This window comes from Rhodanobacter sp. Soil772, assembly GCF_001428385.1.
In the GTDB taxonomy this organism is placed as follows: Bacteria; Pseudomonadota; Gammaproteobacteria; order Xanthomonadales; family Rhodanobacteraceae; genus Rhodanobacter.
Genome location: NZ_LMSK01000002.1, coordinates 1 through 14,826, shown reverse-complemented (window position 1 = coordinate 14,826; position 14,826 = coordinate 1). Strand labels below are relative to the sequence as shown.

Annotated in this window: 12 protein-coding genes, 3 tRNA genes, 1 other RNA gene and 1 pseudogene; 12 read left to right on the top strand and 5 right to left on the bottom strand. The window is 66.8% G+C overall.

All coding sequences use genetic code 11. From position 1 onward, the window contains the following. The first annotated feature begins 36 nt into the window (after nucleotides 1–36). The 4 genes from ASG75_RS06800 (at nucleotide 37) to ychF (ending at nucleotide 3,633) form a co-directional block, all read left to right on the top strand. On the top strand, nucleotides 37–978 hold the full coding sequence (locus tag ASG75_RS06800; protein WP_200935675.1) for a ribose-phosphate diphosphokinase: 942 nt from the start codon (nucleotides 37–39) through the stop codon (nucleotides 976–978). Nucleotides 979–1,143: 165 nt separating this feature from the next. Further along, nucleotides 1,144–1,821, top strand: coding sequence for a 50S ribosomal protein L25/general stress protein Ctc (locus ASG75_RS06795; protein WP_056387100.1), 678 nt, complete (start codon nucleotides 1,144–1,146; stop codon nucleotides 1,819–1,821). Nucleotides 1,822–1,875: 54 nt separating this feature from the next. Then, nucleotides 1,876–2,451, top strand: coding sequence for an aminoacyl-tRNA hydrolase (gene pth, locus ASG75_RS06790; protein ID WP_056387098.1), 576 nt, complete (start codon nucleotides 1,876–1,878; stop codon nucleotides 2,449–2,451). A gap of 93 nt (nucleotides 2,452–2,544) precedes the next feature. After that, complete coding sequence (gene ychF, locus ASG75_RS06785) at nucleotides 2,545–3,633, top strand: redox-regulated ATPase YchF (protein ID WP_056387096.1); 1,089 nt, start codon at nucleotides 2,545–2,547, stop codon at nucleotides 3,631–3,633. 57 nt (nucleotides 3,634–3,690) lie between these two features. Here the strand turns inward: ychF and ASG75_RS06780 are convergent, their stop codons facing one another. The 3 genes from ASG75_RS06780 to ASG75_RS06770 all read right to left on the bottom strand — a co-directional run bounded on the left by ASG75_RS06780 (nucleotide 3,691) and on the right by ASG75_RS06770 (nucleotide 8,523). Beyond that, nucleotides 3,691–6,771 carry a TonB-dependent receptor gene (locus ASG75_RS06780; protein WP_082547525.1) on the bottom strand — a complete coding sequence of 1,027 codons (3,081 nt, stop codon included), beginning with the start codon at nucleotides 6,769–6,771 and terminating at the stop codon, nucleotides 3,691–3,693. A gap of 101 nt (nucleotides 6,772–6,872) precedes the next feature. Beyond that, nucleotides 6,873–7,958 (bottom strand): FecR domain-containing protein, encoded by a 1,086-nt coding sequence (locus ASG75_RS06775; protein WP_056387094.1) that lies wholly within the window; start codon nucleotides 7,956–7,958, stop codon nucleotides 6,873–6,875. After that, the gene (locus tag ASG75_RS06770) at nucleotides 7,936–8,523 is read right to left on the bottom strand and encodes a sigma-70 family RNA polymerase sigma factor (RefSeq protein ID WP_157616916.1); all 588 of its coding nucleotides are present in this window, start codon (nucleotides 8,521–8,523) and stop codon (nucleotides 7,936–7,938) included. The genes ASG75_RS06775 and ASG75_RS06770 overlap by 23 nt, the downstream gene beginning before the upstream one ends. A gap of 130 nt (nucleotides 8,524–8,653) precedes the next feature. Here ASG75_RS06770 and ASG75_RS16630 point away from each other — a divergent pair. Both ASG75_RS16630 and ASG75_RS16625 read left to right on the top strand, forming a co-directional pair. Continuing rightward, a pseudogene (locus ASG75_RS16630) lies at nucleotides 8,654–9,451 on the top strand (cyanophycinase); the annotation flags it as partial. A 225-nt stretch (nucleotides 9,452–9,676) separates the two neighbouring features. Beyond that, complete coding sequence (locus ASG75_RS16625) at nucleotides 9,677–10,648, top strand: isoaspartyl peptidase/L-asparaginase (protein ID WP_056389096.1); 972 nt, start codon at nucleotides 9,677–9,679, stop codon at nucleotides 10,646–10,648. A gap of 11 nt (nucleotides 10,649–10,659) precedes the next feature. On the opposite strand, the gene ASG75_RS06760 is transcribed toward ASG75_RS16625, so the two are convergent. Continuing rightward, nucleotides 10,660–11,049 carry an STAS domain-containing protein gene (locus tag ASG75_RS06760; RefSeq protein ID WP_056387092.1) on the bottom strand — a complete coding sequence of 130 codons (390 nt, stop codon included), beginning with the start codon at nucleotides 11,047–11,049 and terminating at the stop codon, nucleotides 10,660–10,662. Further along, nucleotides 11,046–13,355: a SpoIIE family protein phosphatase gene (locus ASG75_RS06755; RefSeq protein WP_235580163.1), complete on the bottom strand. Its 2,310-nt coding sequence runs from the start codon at nucleotides 13,353–13,355 to the stop codon at nucleotides 11,046–11,048. Before ASG75_RS06755 ends, ASG75_RS06760 begins: the two co-directional genes overlap by 4 nt. A 150-nt stretch (nucleotides 13,356–13,505) precedes the next feature. Here ASG75_RS06755 and ASG75_RS06750 point away from each other — a divergent pair, with 150 nt between their 5' ends. The 6 genes from ASG75_RS06750 to ASG75_RS06730 all read left to right on the top strand — a co-directional run. Next, entirely contained in the window at nucleotides 13,506–13,994 is a 489-nt protein-coding gene (locus tag ASG75_RS06750; protein WP_056387088.1) for an acyl-CoA thioesterase, read from the top strand. A gap of 93 nt (nucleotides 13,995–14,087) precedes the next feature. Next, nucleotides 14,088–14,173: transfer RNA gene (locus ASG75_RS06745), tRNA-Tyr, on the top strand. A 39-nt stretch (nucleotides 14,174–14,212) separates the two neighbouring features. After that, nucleotides 14,213–14,355, top strand: a non-coding RNA gene (locus ASG75_RS15925) — RtT sRNA. Nucleotides 14,356–14,373: 18 nt separating this feature from the next. Next, nucleotides 14,374–14,447, top strand: a tRNA-Gly gene (locus ASG75_RS06740). 120 nt (nucleotides 14,448–14,567) lie between these two features. Beyond that, a tRNA-Thr gene (locus tag ASG75_RS06735) sits at nucleotides 14,568–14,643 on the top strand. Between the two features lie 76 nt (nucleotides 14,644–14,719). Further along, nucleotides 14,720–14,826, top strand: a 107-nt coding sequence (locus tag ASG75_RS06730; RefSeq protein WP_082547523.1) for a GTP-binding protein, incomplete at its 3' end; no start/stop codon positions are given.

Here is a 14,826-nt window from a genome sequence, read left to right as displayed (position 1 = left end):
AGTTTCGAGGTAACCACTGTGGACACGTCCACCCCGATGATGCTGTTTACCGGTAACGCACATCGTGCATTGGCCGAGGATGTCGCCCATCGCCTGGGCGTGCCGCTGGGCAAGGCGCTGGTCGGCACGTTCAGCGACGGCGAAGTGCAGATCGAGATCGAGGAGAACGTCCGCAAGCAGGAAGTGTTCGTGCTGCAGCCGACCGGCGCGCCGAGCGCGGTCAACCTGTTCGAGCTGCTGGCGCTGACCGACGCGCTGAAGCGCGCTTCGGCGGCCAGCGTCACCGCGGTGATCCCGTACTTCGGTTATGCCCGGCAGGATCGCCGGCCGCGTTCGGCGCGGGTGCCGATCACCGCCAAGCTGGCGGCCAGGATGATCGGCGCCGCCGGTATCGACCAGGTGCTGACGGTGGACCTACATGCCGACCAGATCCAGGGCTTCTTCGATATTCCGGTCGACAACGTGTACGCCTCGCCGGTGCTGCTGGCCGACATCTGGCGCAGCTACAGCATGGAAGACCTGATCGTGGTCAGTCCGGACGTCGGTGGCGTGGTGCGTGCACGGGCCATTGCCAAGCGGCTGGACGATGCCGATCTGGCCATCATCGACAAGCGTCGTCCGCGCGCGAACGTGTCCACCGTGATGAACATCATCGGTGACGTGGACGGCAAGACCTGCGTGATGGTCGACGACATCGTCGACACGGCCGGCACGCTGTGTGCGGCGGCTGCGGCTCTGAAGGAGCGCGGCGCCCGCAAGGTGGTTGCCTACTGCGTGCATCCGGTGCTGTCGGGTGCGGCGATCAGCAACATCGAAGGCTCCCAGCTCGACCAGCTGGTGGTCACCAACACCTTGCCGCTGCGCCCGGAAGTGCAGGCCTGCGCCAAGATCCGCCAGCTCTCGGTCGCCGAGCTGTTGGCCGAAACCATTCGCCGCATCGCCTTCGGCGAGTCGGTGAGTTCGCTCTATGTAGATTGAGGCAGGGATTCGGGATTGGGGATTCGGGATTCGCAAAAGCGCCGGCATCGGCTCTGACGAATCCCGAATCTCGAATCCCAAATCCCGGTAAACCCGACTTTCCTGGTCGCGGGGAAGTCAACCAGTCGCCGCGAGGCGGCAAACACCAACCAAGGTAGCAACGAAATGTCCAAGACTCATGAAATCAAGGCGCAAAGCCGCAAGGACGAGGGGAAAGGTGCGAGCCGCCGCCTGCGTCATGCGAGCTTCGTGCCGGCCGTCGTGTACGGCGCCGGGCAGGCCCCGGAGAGCATCCAGATCGAGCACAACACCATCCTGCTCGCCGCCAAGAACGAGTGGTTCTTCTCCTCGGTGCTCGATCTGAACGTCGACGGCAAGGTGCAGAAGGTGCTGGTGCGTGACTGGCAGAAGCATCCGTTCAAGCAGCTGATGATGCACATGGACTTCCTGCGCGTGAACGAGAAGCAGGCGATCCGCGTCAGCGTGCCGCTGCACTTCCTGAACAAGGAAAAGTCCGCGGCGGCGAAGACTTCCGGCGTGGTGATCTCGCACAACCTGACCGAAGTGGAAATCACCTGCCTGCCGAAGGACCTGCCCGAGGCCATCGAACTGGACCTGGTCGACCTGAAGCCCGGCGACATCATCCATCTGTCGCAGCTGAAGCTGCCGAAGAACGTCGAGCTGGTCGCGCTGCATGGCGGCGAAGGCCACGACATCGCGGTGGTCACGGCCAACACCGTGCAGGAAGAAGCCGAGGAAGCGCCGGCCGCCGAGGCTGCTGCGCCGGCCGCAGCTGCGCCTGCCGCTGCTGCCGCGCCGGCCAAGAAGGACGACAAGAAGTAAGCCGCGTCGGTCCGCGCTCCGCCGGAGCGCGGACCGGCACTGCTGCTTGTCCGCATGGCTGGTTTGCGACTCATCGTCGGGCTGGGCAATCCCGGTGCCGAATACCTCCGAACCCGGCACAACGCCGGGTTCTGGCTAGTTGATGCCCTCGCCAGCGGACAGGGCGAGCGCTTCGCCTTCGATGGCAAGCTGCACGGCGAGGCCTGCCGCGTGCGCCTCGGCGGCGAACCGGTCTGGCTGCTGAAGCCGGCCACCTTCATGAACAAGAGCGGCATCGCCGTGGTTTCGGCGCTGCGCTACTACAAGATCGAGCCGGAGCAGTGCCTGGTCGCGCATGACGACCTGGACCTGCCGCCCGGCACCGTGCGCCTGAAGTTCGATGGCGGCCACGGCGGCCAGAACGGCCTGCGCGACATCATGGGCCACCTCGGCCACGGCAAGTTCCATCGCCTGCGCGTGGGCATCGGCCATCCCGGCCACCGCGACCAGGTCACGCCGTGGGTGCTGGGCCGGCCGTCGGCCACGGACGAGGACGCGATCCTCGACGGCATCGCCCGCGCGCTGGACGTGCTGCCGCTGGCAGTGGACGGCCAGTTCGACAAGGCGATGCAGCAGTTGCATACGAAATAGCCGGGATTGGGGATTCGGGATTGGGGATTCGTCAAAACACGGCGGCCCGCTCTTCCAAATCCCCAATCCCCAATCCCGAATCCCGGAGTTCAAATGGGCATCAAATGCGGCATCGTCGGTCTGCCCAACGTCGGCAAGTCCACCCTGTTCAACGCGCTGACCAAGGCCGGCATCGCCGCGGCGAACTTCCCGTTCTGCACGATCGAGCCGAACGTCGGCGTGGTGCCGGTGCCGGACCCGCGGCTGAACGCGCTGTCGGAGATCGTCAACCCGCAGAAGGTGGTGCCGACTGCGGTGGAGTTCGTCGACATCGCCGGGCTGGTCGCGGGCGCGTCGAAGGGCGAGGGCCTGGGCAACAAGTTCCTGGCGCACATCCGTGAGGTGGACGCGATCGCCCACGTGGTGCGCTGCTTCGAGGGCGATGTGATCCACGTCGCCGGCAAGGTCGATCCGCTCTCCGACATCGACACGATCGACACCGAGTTGGCGCTGGCCGACCTGGAGTCGGTCGACAAGGCGCTGAACCGCGCCGAGCGCGCGGCCAAGGCGAACGACAAGGAAGCGCTGGCGAAGAAGCCGGTGCTGCAGAAACTCTCGGCCGGCCTCAACGAAGGCAAGTCCGCACGCAGCCTGGGCCTGGACGAGGAAGAGAAGGCGCTGGTGCGCGACCTGTTCCTGCTCACCCTGAAGCCGCTGATGTACATCGCCAACGTCGCCGACGACGGCTTCGAGAACAACCCGTTGCTGGACGCCGTGCGCGAGCGCGCCGTCGCCGAAGGCGCCGAAGTGGTGCCGGTGTGCGCGGCGATCGAGGAGGAACTGGCGCAGCTCGACGAGGCCGACCGCGACGAGTTTCTCAAGGACATGGGCCTGGACGAGCCGGGCCTGAACCGGGTGATCCGCGCCGGCTACAAACTACTCGACCTGCAGACCTATTTCACCGCGGGCGTGAAGGAAGTGCGCGCGTGGCAGGTGAAGCGCGGCGCCACCGCACCGCAGGCCGCCGGGGTGATCCACACCGACTTCGAGCGCGGCTTCATCCGCGCCGAGACGATCGGTTACGACGACTTCATCCAGTACAAGGGCGAAGCCGGCGCCGGCGCCGCCGGTCGCCTGCGCAAGGAAGGCAAGGAATACATCGTCAAGGACGGCGACGTGCTGCACTTCCTGTTCAACGTCTGAGCCGGTTCTGTCCGCAAAAGCAGCGCGCCCGCGGGCGCGCTGCTTTTTTATGTTCGCTCAGAGCTTGCTGCCGCCGAACTTGTAGGTGAACTGCAGGTAGTAGCTGCGTCCGGCCGCGTCGAACCACGAGATGTCGTAGTACGGGTACGACGTGTAGCTGGGGTCGCGTGGCGGCATCTTGTCGAGCAGGTTGTCCACCGCCAGCGACAGCTGCGCGTGATCGCTGAACTTGTACTGGATCGAGGCGTTGTAGCGATAGGTGGCGTGGACCCAGGCCGGCTCACCGGCCGAGGTGTCCACGATCTGGTCGTACGAATCCGAGTTCGGCAGGCGACCCAGGCGCATGCCAAACAGCGTCGCCGACCAGGCCTTGCGCTCCCACGACACGCTGGCGCTGGTTTTCTCACGCGGAATGTCGAAGCCGCTGTTGACCGCCAGTTCATCCAGGGTGGCGTCGCCCGGGTACTGCTGGAACAGGTGATTGCGGGTCCAGGTGTGGTTGCCGCTGAAGCGGAACGTGCCGACCGCCGTTTCCAGCTTGTAGTGCGCGCTGGCGTCGATGCCGCTGGTGCGCTCGTTGGCGACGTTGATCGGGTTGACGAAGATGCCGTACAGGCCGCCCGGGTCGACCGCGCTGCTGGTCGGGTAACGGTTCACCCGCGAGATCGCGTCCACACAGCTGGGCGAATTCGCATCGACCGCGTTGCCGTTGACGTCGGTGCCGATGCGGCAATTCGCTTCCAGCTGCAGGATGCGGTCGGTGCTGAGGTCCTGCACCTGGTTGCGCATGCGGATGTTGAAGTAGTCGACCGAGAAGTCCAGGTTCGGCGTCGGCGACCACACGAAACCGGTGGTCCACGAGGTGCTGGTCTCGGAATCGAGGTCGTGGTTGCCCTGGCGCGTGCGGATCAGGCCCTCGCCCGCATAGTCGCAGTCGGTGATGTCGACGCCCGCTTCCTCGGTGCGGCAGCGGTAGTAGTCGTTGCCCGAGGTCTCGTCGTTGCCGATGCCGGCGTAGATGTAATGCAGGTCCGGCGCGCGGAACGCGGTGCCGTACGAGCCGCGCAGCAGCAGTGTATCGAACGGGCGCCATTCCAGGCCGGTGCTGTAGGTCAGCTTGCCGGTCTTGTGGCCGGAGAAACGGTACTGGTCGTAGCGGCTGGCCAGGCTGAGGTTGAGCGTGTCCAGCAGCGGCAGGCGCAGCTCGCCGGCGGCGGCCCAGCGGTTGCGGCTGCCGTGGCCGTCGGAGTCCTTCCAGCTGTAGTAGTAGTACTGCGTGGCCAGCGGGTCGGGGTTGAGGTCGTAGGCCTGGTTGCCATACTCGACCACGCCGGCGAAACCGGCGGGCCCGGCCGGCAGCTGGAACAGGTCGGTGTTGGTGAGGGTGAACGCCAGCGTGTCGCTGCGCGACTCGGGGTGATAGTTGGTGCGCGCGGTGACCGAGTCGTATTCGGCCCGGGTCAACGGCGTATACAGCCGGGTCGGGTCGGCGTCGAAGATCGGCAGGCCGCTGTCGGCGTCGACGCCGAGTTGCGGGCCGAGGTAGAGGTCGTTGGCTTTCGCCGCCACGGTCTGCGGCCAGCTGATCAGCGCCTTGTATTGCGAGTGGCTGAACGCAGCTTCGTAGTCCCAGCGTTCGCCGAACGTGCCCTTGAAGCCAGTGGTCAGGCTGAAGGTTTTCTGCGTGTTCTTGATCATGCCGCGGTCGAGGCCGCCCATTTCTTCCGGCGTGAACTGGCGGTACCAGTTCTCGATGCCGCCGCTGTGCGCGTTGTAGAAATAGCCGTCCTCGTTGCCGTCGGGCGCCTGGTAGTTCCACTGCTCGACGTCGCGGAACAGGCTGACCTTGCTGTAGCCCAGCTGCATGTCGCCGAACCAGGACAGTGTGTCGTTGATCTTCAAATTGGCCGAGGTGTACGTGTTGATGCCGCGGCGCTGGCTGAGGATGGTGCCGTAGCCGATCGACTCGGCACTGCCGCAGAAATTGCCGTAGCGCGGCCGGTTCGCGTACACCGTGGTGCCGCCGTTGAGATACGCCAGCGCATCGCAGGTGGCCTGGCCCGGGTCGATGTAGTCGTCGTTCCAGTCGCCGTTGAGGAAGGTGCGCCGCGGCACCTGCGAGCGCGCAGTGGGCGCGTCGGCGGTGGAGTCCTGCAGTTTGCGTTGGTACGCCCACAGCGGCTTCTGCTCGATCAGCTCGGCGCCGAACACCAGGTTGAAGTCGTTGTGCGAGAAGCCGGTGGAGAAGTTGAGCTTGTACGACTCGCCGCCGCCGCGGGTGGTGTCGCCGTAGCGCAGGTCGATGGTGGTGCCGTCGGCGCGCTGCTTCAGGATGAAGTTGACCACGCCGGAGATCGCGTCCGAACCGTACACCGCCGAGGCGCTGCCGGTGAGCACCTCGATGCGCTCGATCATGCCGATCGGGATGTTGGAGATGTCGGTGAAGTTGCTGCGGCCCTTGAACGGCAGCGGGAAGTCGGCGATGCGTCGGCCGTTGACCAGCACCAGGGTGTGGTTGGGACCGAGGCCGCGCAGGTCCACCTGTTCCGCGCCCGGGGAAAAGTCGGCGCCGCTGGACGACTGCTGGCTCTGCGTTTCGCCGCCGTTCTGGGTGATCGCGCGCATCACGTCGGGCACGCTGGCGAAGCCGCTGGCCTTGATGTCGCTGGCGGTGATCACGGTGACCGGCGCCGGTCCCTCGATCTGCGCGCGCGGAATGCGCGAGCCGGTGACCTGGATCTCGTCCAGCCGAGTAGCTTCCTGCGGGTCTGCTGCGGCCGCGCTGCGGCTGCTGGCCGGGGCGGGCGGTGCCGGCGGCTGGGCCGGCTGGCTGGCGCCCTTCACGATGACGACGGCGCCGGAGTCGTCGCGGTGGACGGTGAAGCCGCTGCCGGCCAGCAACCGCCCCAGCGCGTCGTCCGCCGACAGCGAGCCATGCACGCCGGAGGTGCGCAGCCCCCGGAGCTGGTCGGCCTGGTAGATGAATTGCGCGCCGGATTGGCGGGCCAGGGTATCCAGCGCGGTGACCAGGTCACCGGCCGGGATGTCGATTGGTCGGACTGCAGCGGTTTGCGCGGATGCCATGGTGGACACCGAACAAGCCAGCACGAACATCGCGCCGCGTAGCGAACGGATCATCGTCACCTCTCCCCAGGTGGGCGCACACGATGTGCGCCATGTATTTCCGAGACGAACGGGCGACGCAAATCCCCCCACACTCCGGTTGCCGCGTGCTGGCGTCAGCGCCGGGTCAGCACGATGCTGTCGCCCTGCTGGCGGGCCTTGATCGGGAAGCCCTGCGCCAGCAGCCGCACGAAGGCGTCGGTGTTGGACCAGCGGAAGTTGCCGCCCACGCGCATGGCGCCGACGCTGGCATCGCCGATCACGATCTTGCGGGTGTTGTAGCGGTTGAACTCGGCGGCGGCGGTGGCCAGCGGGGTGTCGTGGAAGCTGACGAAGCCGCTGCGCCAGCTCAGGTATTCCTCGGCCTGCTGCACCGAACCGGAGTGCACCACCACGCCGGCATCGCTGGCCAGCGCCACGCTGCCGGCGGGCAGCAGGGTGGTGGGCTGGCGAAGGCCGTTCGGGAGGCGATCCGATTCCAGCCGCACCAGGCCCTCGGTCACCACCACGCGCAGGTCGGCCATGTCGCGGCGCACCGAGAAGCGGGTGCCGACGGCCGTCACCCGACGACCGCCGATGCTGACCACGAACGGCCGCGCGGGGTCCTTGGCCACCGCGAAGAATGCCTCGCCCTGCTGCAGGTCGACATGGCGCTCGCCGTGCGACAGGGTGACCAGGATGCGGCTGTCGCTGCTCAAGGTGGCGGTGGAGCCGTCGGCCAGCGGCACTTCCTGCAGGTCGCCGATCGCCGTGCGGTACGACGCCTGCTCCACCGCGGCGTAGTGGCGCCAGCCGAGCGCCAGCGACACGACCAGTGCCAGCGCCGCGGCGGCCGCGAAATGACGAAGCAGGCTGCGACGTTGTTCGCGATGCTGGCGAGGGATGCGGCGGGGCGAATCGGCGTCGGTGTGCGTCGGGTGCGGATGGCGCGGTTCGTCCGCAGGCTCATCGGCGTTGCCGAACGGTGAGGGCGTCCAGCTGCCACGCGCCGGTACCACGCCCGCAGGTACGCCGGCGCCGAGTGCCTTCAGCCGGTCGCTCTGCCGCCACGCTGCGTCGAGCCGGATGAAGGCGACGCGGTGGGCCACGGACGCGTCCAGCCACGCGTCCAGCTGCTGCCGGTCGCGTTCGCTGCAGTCGCCGGCATCGCGCCTGGCGAGCCAGGCGGCGGCGGTATGTTCAATCTCCCTGCTGCTGGCCATGTCCGTTCTCGTATGCGGTATCCATCGCGTCACCGTGGGCCGGGCGACGCGCGTGGCTGCCGCCATGGAAATATTCCGCGATCAGGCGCGCACCCTTGGCGACCTGCTTCTCCACCGTCTTCTCGCTGATGCCCATGCGCGCCGCTACTTCCTTCTGCGACAGCTCCTCGACCCGGCGCAGCCAGACCACCTCGCGGCAGCGGTCGGGCAGGCGGTCGAATGCGTCGGTCAGGCGCTTCAGCTCCTGCCGTGCGCCCAATCGCCGTTCCGGCGAGATCTCGTCTATCAAGACGTTCAGCGCGTCGATATCACCCACGGCCTCGATCGAGACGACGCGTCCGCGGCGCAGCCGGTCGGTCATCAGGTGGCGTGCGGTGGTGAACATGAAGGATTTCGGCATCGCCGGTCGGGCCTTCGCCGCGGCCTCGTAAACGCGCACGTAGATTTCCTGGCGCAGGTCGTGGATCTCTTCGCGGCGGAACCAGCTGCGCAGCAGGTAGCGCATCAGCGCGCTCTCATGCACGAGGATTTCGCGGGCAAACCAGCTGTTGAGGGAGTCGTCCACACGGCGACCTTAGCGTCAATCCGCAGTGGAAATACAGCCATGGGGGAAACGCTGCGCCGGTTCGTCCCGGTTTTGAGTGCGCCGCGCTTTTGACGCTTTCCCATACCACCTTCGCTCGGGATATCGACTGATGCTTCCGCTCAAACTGCCCGTCTTCCTGCGTCCCGCTGCTTCCTGCCTGCTGGCTCTGGGTCTGGCGGTGATCGGCACCAACGCGCTGGCCAAAGCGGTGGATCCGGCCGCCGTACGCGATGGCTACGAGTACTACCAGGTCGGCGATCTCAAGGCGGCCCGGCCCGGCGCTACCGAGCCGGCGCTGCTGCTGATGGGCGGCGGCGAGTGGCCGCACCAGGCGTTCGCCTGGCTGGCGGCGAAGGGCGGCCACGGCCATTTCGTGATACTGCGCGCATCCGGCGACGACGATCTGCAGAAGGAGCTGTACCACGACGTCGGCGGCGTGGCCTCGGTGCAGACGCTGGTGTTCCACAGCCGCGCAGCGGCCAGCGATCCGAAAGTACTGGAGGTCGTGCGGCAGGCCGACGGCATCTTCATTGCCGGCGGCGACCAGGCCAACTACGTGCGGTTCTGGAAAGGCACGCCGCTGAACACGCTGCTGGACCGGCACGTGGCCGAGGGCAAGCCGATCGGCGGCAGCAGCGCCGGCCTGGCGATTCTCGGCGGCCATGCCTACGGTGCGCTGGATGGCGGCAGCATGGTTTCGGAAGAGGCCTTGCGCGATCCGCTGGGCAAGGGCGTCACCCTGGTCGACGGTTTCCTGCACATGCCGTACCTGCAGCAGGTGATCACCGACACCCACTTCGATGCACGCGAACGGCAGGGCCGGCTGATCGCCTTCGTCGCCCGGCTGCGGCATGAAGGCCATCCGGACGTGGTTGGCCTGGGCGTGGATGAAGGGACGGTGCTGGCCGTCGATGGCAACGGCAGCGGCCGGGTGTTCACACTGAACAACGGTTTTGCCTGGCTGCTGCGTCCGCAAGGTCAACCTGAGCGGATCGAAGCGGGCAAGCCGCTGGACTATCGCGGCGTACGGGTGACCGGCATCGGCACGCAAAGCCGGATCGACCTGCGCGACCTCAGCGTGCAGCGGCCGGTGTTCGAGACGATTGCCGATGTGCGCGGCGGCAAGCTGGATATGCATGGCGAGGTGCCGCCGCTGCTGGTGATCCATGGCGGCGCCGGGGTGGAGCGTGCGCAGATGACGCCGCAGATCGAGGCACAGGCGCGCGCCGCGCTGGAGCTGGCGCTGCGCAACGGCCATGCGCGATTGAAGGCGGGCAAGCCGGCGCTGGATGCGGTGACCGCCGCGATCGCCGTACTGGAAGACGACCCGCTGTTCAACGCGGGCCGTGGCGCGGTGTTCACGCATGACGGCAAGAACGAGCTGGATGCGTCGATCATGGACGGCTCGACGCTGGCCGCCGGTGCCGTGGCGGGTGTGCATCGGGTGCGCAATCCGATCCTGCTGGCGCGCGCCGTGATGGAGCGTTCGCCGCACGTGATGATGGTCGGCGCGGGTGCGGAGAAGTTCGCCGTCGAGCAGGGCGTCAAGCTGGTCGATCCCGCATATTTTCGCACCGAGAAGCGCTGGCAGGATTTGCAGAAAGCGCTGAAGGAAGGCGCGGCGGGCGAGAAGCTCGGCTCACGGCTTGCCGCACTGAAACACTTCGGTACGGTCGGTGCGGTGGCGCGTGATGGCGCGGGCCGCCTTGCCGCGGCGACCTCGACCGGCGGCATGACCGACAAGCGCTACGGCCGCGTCGGCGATTCGCCGATCGTCGGTGCCGGCACCTATGCGAACGCCGCCTGCGCGGTCTCAGGCACGGGCTGGGGCGAGTTCTACATTCGGGTTTCCGCCGCGCGCGAGATCTGCCTGCGCATGGCGATGCTGGGCGAGTCGGCGCAGCAGGCCGGGCAGACGGTGATCAACGACGAGATTCCGCAGATGGGCGGCGATGGCGGTGCGATCGTCCTGGGCGCCGACGGCAGCGTGGCGATGCCGTTCAACACCGAAGGCATGTACCGCGGCTGGATCGGCGCCGATGGCGTGCCGCACGTAGCGATCTACAGCGGCGATCCGCTGGCGCTGCCCGAGCCGGCACGCTGACGGCGTGCTGCTCAGGCGTCGTCGTCGCCTTCGGTGATCTGCCGCTGCATGCGGTCCAGGTAGGCGTCGAGTTCCTGCGTGCTGGTGAAGACCTCGTTCACCGGCACCGCCTTGACGATGTCGAACACCTTGCGCACCTGCGGCTGCGGGTTCAGCAGCAGGGTGTGGCCGTTGCGGGCGCGCATGCTCTTGCGGATCCTGGCGAAGCTGCGCAACCCGGCGCTGCTGACGTATTCCAGCCCGGCCAGGTCGACCACCACGGTGCCGCCGTCGCCGAGTCGGGGCAGCAGGGCCAGCATGGCTTCATCGAGTTCGCCGAAGGTCATCGCGTCGAGGCGGCCGCCCACGTGCACGACGACACGATCGGGTGCGGAGAATTCGTGGTGCAGGCTGAGCGTCATGGCGGGGATCCGTCCAGGTTCGGGTAGGTGAAGCGAAGCAGCAGGTAGTTGCCGTCGGCATCCCGTGTATAGCGCATTTCGCTGGCCATGGTGCGCGCGAGATGGATGCCGAGACCGCCGACCTGTTCACGGTCGGCGAGGTCGCCAGTGAGGTCCGGGGTAGCCGACTGCAGCGGGTCGAAGGCGACGCCATCGTCGATCAACTCGATCGCGACGGCATCCGGCTGCGGCTGCAGCAAGATGCGGATCTGGCCGGGGCGCCCGTCGGGATAGCCGTATTCGACCGTGTTGACCATGAGCTCCTCCAGCACCAGGCGCATGTCCCCGCGCAACACGGCCGGCACGTCGGCTTCCTGCAGCAGGTTCTCGCAACGGTCGAGTGCACCGAACACGTCGGCCAGTTGGTTGCCGATACACATCTCGGTGCTCGGCGCCGTGGCGCCATGCCAGGTCAGCGCCAGCACGGTGATGTCGTCGGCCTGTGCGGCCTCCGCCACGAAACGGTCCACGTCGCCCAGCAGCCGTTCGATGTAGCCGGCGGTGGGGGCCGTCGGCGGCACCTGGGCGAGGCTTTCCACGGTGCGCTCGATGCCGTACATCTGCTGCTCGTGGTCGCTGGCTTCGGTGATGCCGTCGGTATACATCAGCAGGGTCTCGCCCTGGCGCAGGCGCAGGCGATGTTCCGGGTAGTCGGAATCCTCGTACAGCCCGAGCACCGCGCCGGTGGGGAAGTCCAGCAGCTGCGGCGCGCCGCGACCGCACAGGATCGGCGGCTCGTGTCCGGCGCTGGCGAGCACCAGGCTGCCGTTGCCGGTATCCAGCAAGCCGCACAGCAGGGTGACGAACATGCAGCTGTCGTTGCCGCGGCAAAGTTCGAGGTTGAGCAGCCGCAGCAGGTTCTGCGGGGTCTGCGCGCGCGGCGCCAGCGCCTTGGCCAGGGTGATCGTCTGCGCCATGAACAGGGCGGCCGGAATGCCCTTGTCGGAGACGTCGCCGACCATCACGAAGAAGCGCTGCGGATCGAGCATGAAATAACTGTAGAGGTCGCCGCCGACCGCCCGCGCCGGGCGCAACGCCGCGTGCAGTTCGAAATAGGCGCAGACGGCGTCGAGATAGTGCTCGCTCGGCAGCAGGCCGATCTGGATCTGGTGGGCGATCTCCAGTTCGCTGGCCAGCCGCTGTTTTTCGCGCGCCACCCGGGCCAGGTCCTCCAGGTGCAGGGCCAGTTCGCGGCGCATCTGGTCGAAGGACTGGGTGAGGCGCCCCACTTCGTCGGGGCGGCGCGGCGGCGGCAGCTCGAAATCCAGCTCGCCGCGGGCGACGTGCTCGGCGCGGTCGGCCAGTACCCCCAGCGGCGCCATCGTGCGGCGGATGGTCAGCAGCGTGATCAGCGCGACGCCCAGCAGGGCCAGCAGGCCCAGGGCCAGGCTCAGCAGGAAGATGCGCCTGACGCCGGCATAGATCTGGTATTCCGGGACCACCAGGCCAAGCCGCCAACGGGTACCTTCGATCGGGGCGGAATAAACCCAGACCGCGCCGTGCGCGCGCGGGTTTTGCGCCACCGGCAGGCGCGTCGACTCGGGCCGGTCGCTGGCCAGCACTTTGAGCAGGGCCGCCATGCCGCGCTTGCCAACCAGATCGGGGTTGTCGTGCGCCAGGTAGTCGCCGTCGCTGTCCAGCACGAAGGCATAGGCGCCCTCGGGTTTGGCCAGGCTGCCGAGTATCTGGTGCAGCCAGTCGAGCGTGACGTCGGCGTTGATGATGCCGACCGGGTGCCCGTTGCGACTGATCGCCACCGAGTAGTTGATCAGCAGGCGGTGCCGGGACTGCGAAAAGAACGGTCGCTGCCAGCAGCCGTTGCCGCAGCCGAGTCCGCCGAGGAACCAGTTGCTGTTCCAGTAGAGGCTGGCGTCGCGCGCGAGGTCGCGGCTGGTCAGGGTGCCGTCGTCCAGCCGGCTCACGAACGGCGAGTACGGCGGGGCGTTGGCCGGATTCGGCGAAGGCCTGAATACCGCGGCCAGCCCGTCCATGTCCAGGTTGGCGGCCAGGGTGTCGCGCAGCAGCGGTTCGGCGTCGTCCTGGCGGGTGGCGATGATCGCGGCGAGCATCCGCGCGGAAACCGCGACACGGTCGATACGAGCCTGGATCTGGCTGCCGGCGCTGGCCGCCAGGGCCGCTGCCTCATGGTGGGTGTGTTCGAGGATCTGCGTGCGGGTCAGGCTGAGCAACAAGGCGCCAATGGCTGCCAGCACCAGGGTGGAGCCGATCAGGACCCACAGCGCCATCCGCGATGCAATGCTGCGCATGACCAATGGATGGCTCCCCTGCTTCCCTGACCAGCATCTAGCCACGAAGCGGGGCGGGCCGCAAGCCGACGGATCGTGTGCCGACGCGGGCAAAGGCGTGCGCTCAGGCATAATCCCGGCTTCGGATTCCGCCCACGAGACGCCAGCCCCATGTCCGGAAAACAGCACGAAGTGACGTTCCGCTTCCTCGCCCAGCCCACCGACGTCAATTTCGGCGGCAAGGTGCACGGCGGCATGGCCATGAAGTGGATCGACCAGGCGGGCTACGCCTGCGCGGTGGGCTGGAGCGGGGCGTACTGCGTCACCGCCTCGGTCAGCGGGATCCAGTTCGTGGCGCCGATCCTGATCGGCGACCTGGTCACGGTGCGCGCGCGCCTGATCCACACCGGCACCAGCAGCATGCACCTGGCGGTCGACGTGCTGGCGCGTGACCTGCGCAAGGACGAGCAGCGCCTGGCGACCAGCTGCGTGATGGTGTTCGTGGCGCTCGACAGCCCGGACGGCAAGCCAACCCCGGTGCCGCGCTGGGAGCCGCGCGACGACAACGAGCGCCGGCTGCAGACGCAGGCGAAACAGCTGCTGGAGTTGTCCAAGGGCATGGAGCAACTGGTCGATCTGCACGCGGCTTCGCTGGACTGAGGACACCCGCGAAAAATCGCTTCCGCGTGCGAAAGCGACGCCGCAAGGTGTTGACAGCTCGGGGTCCGATCCACACAATACGCGTTCTTTGTTGGAGGGATACCCAAGCGGCCAACGGGGGCAGACTGTAAATCTGCTGGCTTACGCCTTCGGTGGTTCGAATCCACCTCCCTCCACCAGCTTGAGTGCCATCGGTAATCAAGTTTGTAGAGATCCGACATGCAGGACCGTGGAGGTGGATGAGATCCGCCGCCGTGGTTCGACAAGATCGCTGGAAGCGATCTTGAACGCGACGCGAAAGCGGCGCGGCCCCGGAGGGGCGGAGGGCAGGATGCCCGGAGTAATCCACCTCCCTCCACCAGCAAGAGTTCCGCGCAGGGCGGGAGTAGTTCAATGGTAGAACATCAGTTTTCCAAACTGATTACGCGGGTTCGATTCCCGCCTTCCGCTCCATTGCGCTGCATCCGCTAGGCAAGTCGACCGGTGCAGGTGTTGCAGGGGTCGACGCTTTTTTGAAGAGTCCGGCAGGATGCCGGTCTGTTCTTCGCCATCATGGAGGATGGCAAAAACTTTGCTCATGTAGCTCAGTCGGTAGAGCACTTCCTTGGTAAGGAAGAGGTCACAGGTTCGATTCCTGTCATGAGCACCACTCATTCGACCGTCATGGTCAGCCCCGAAATGGGCAGTTTTCTCCAATTCATTGACTCCATCGGGGTTTAGCGCGCATGGCAAAGGGTAAATTCGAACGCACCAAGCCGCACGTCAACGTCGGCACGATTGGTCACGTGGATCACGGCAAGACGACGCTGACGGCAGCGCTGACGAAGGTCGG